Consider the following 1,823-nt stretch of genomic DNA (forward strand, 5'->3'; position numbering starts at 1 on the left):
TTGGGGCTTTAAAACGCCCAAATCAAAGGGCGGCGAAGCAAATACGACGAGCGTCGAAGCGAACGCAACGAGCGGCGAGAGAAATTTAACGCGCGAAGGTATGGATACAATCCGCAATGAAACAAGAGCAATCAAACGCGATATAAATTCTACGGGAGGGTCAAATGTCGGGCAATAAAGCGAAATTGAAAGCCAGTAAAAGTCAAATTTTTTTGTTAATCGTAGGAGTTATTATTTTGTGCGCCCTGTATATAAACAACAGTGGCGCGTATTGCAACATTTGGGAATCTTTTTTAAACAACAAGGGCGAAGAGGATGACGCCTGCATCGCTAAGCTGATAAAGCGCGCAGACACAGGTAGTGAATTGGCGCTCAGTCGGCTTAGATACCCTAGCAAAGCGTATATCAAGCGCGTATGCGAAAGGGGAGTGGAAAACTTGAGCGAGCGCGAGAGATATTATTTCCAAGGCTTTAGTGGAAATCGTTGCGAGATTTGGGGCTTTAAAACGCCCAAATCAAAGGGCGGAGAAGCAAATACGACGAGCGGCGGCGGTAATTTAGTGCGAGGTGATATGAACGCGACGGACGGCGAGGGAAATTTAACGCGCGCCGAGGCAAACAACGTCGAAGCTGGCACTACGGACAGCAAAGCGGACATCGCGAAGCGCGAAGGAAATTCTACGGAAGAGCAAAATGCTGGGCGATGAAAATTTAGAAAAATTTTTCTCAAAAATCGACGCGGCGGAGTTTGGAATTTCGGCGGGCTCAAAGCTCGCTTCAAAAAATCATAAACTTGCAGGAAGCGCGAGAGACGGGAGCGACGGCGAGCTTTTAAAATTAAAAAATGGCGCGGAATTTTGCGGCAAACAGGCATATTCTAGCGGCGCGCAGCAAGCTGAAATTTTAAAATTTAATGCCGAGCCGCTGTTTAATGCCGAGCAAGCACACTTAAAATTTAACGTCCGTCCATCGCAGGCAGGGCTAAGTGCCCATCCGCCGCAGGCGCCGTTTGACGCCGAGCGAGCGCAGGCAAAGATCGAAAATTTCATGCGCGATCTGCTGCAAAACTATGTGCTTTGCGTAAGCGGTGCGGAATTCGCCTTCGCGGAGATCGAGGCGTATTTCACGGGCGCGGATCGAAACACCTACAAGCGCACGTCGCGGGCGGGCGAGATATTTTTTCATAATTTCGGCTTTGACATTTCGTTTCGCAGCGTCCCGCAAAGCGGCGGCGGGATTTTGGTGCGAAGCCTGCGTGTCCTAAGTGGCGCAGAACTTTTGGCGGGTAGCTTACTTGGCTCGGAGGGCGACTTGAGCGGCTCCGTGGGCAGCGGTCCGCTCGGCCATGCCGCCCCGCTCATACAAAACGGCGATTTTATCGCGGGTCCGCGCAAATGCATGGGTAAAATTTTAAATCTGCAAACGCGAAATTTAAGCTTTTCGCTACGGCGTGCGCCGAAAATAGCGCATGCAGCGAGCTTTAGCAACCGAATCCGACGGGGCGAGATCGCAAATGAAGCGAATCCGGACGCAAATACGCCAAGCGGCGCGGCGAGGCTTGCGAATGAGCCGCGCAGGCTTACTAGCGAGGAGTTTGAAGTGTATCTGAGCGCGGGCTGCGCTACGGCGAAAACATATAAAAAATCGCTGCAAAGATATGAAGGCTAAATTTTGATCAAACGGCGCATAGCGGGCGAGCGGTAAAATTTAATGAGCTTTAAGTGGTGGCGCTATAAAATGGCGCGTCCATCAAATTTAAAGGCGGCAAATGGATCAAAGCAGGCTTGAGGAATTAAGAAAGCTACTACAAAAGCGGCATCAAG

At 50.5% G+C, this 1,823-nt stretch carries 2 protein-coding genes; both read left to right on the forward strand.

The features are described 5' to 3' along the window. The first annotated feature begins 236 nt into the window (after window positions 1–236). Window positions 237–707 carry a hypothetical protein gene (locus Q0277_RS00855; protein WP_297994574.1) on the forward strand — a complete coding sequence of 157 codons (471 nt, stop codon included), beginning with the start codon at window positions 237–239 and terminating at the stop codon, window positions 705–707. Beyond that, window positions 694–1,668 (forward strand): hypothetical protein, encoded by a 975-nt coding sequence (locus Q0277_RS00860; protein ID WP_297994576.1) that lies wholly within the window; start codon window positions 694–696, stop codon window positions 1,666–1,668. Before Q0277_RS00855 ends, Q0277_RS00860 begins: the two co-directional genes overlap by 14 nt. Window positions 1,669–1,823: the final 155 nt, after the last annotated feature.

The organism is uncultured Campylobacter sp. (genome assembly GCF_938030815.1).
Taxonomy (GTDB): domain Bacteria; phylum Campylobacterota; class Campylobacteria; order Campylobacterales; family Campylobacteraceae; genus Campylobacter_B.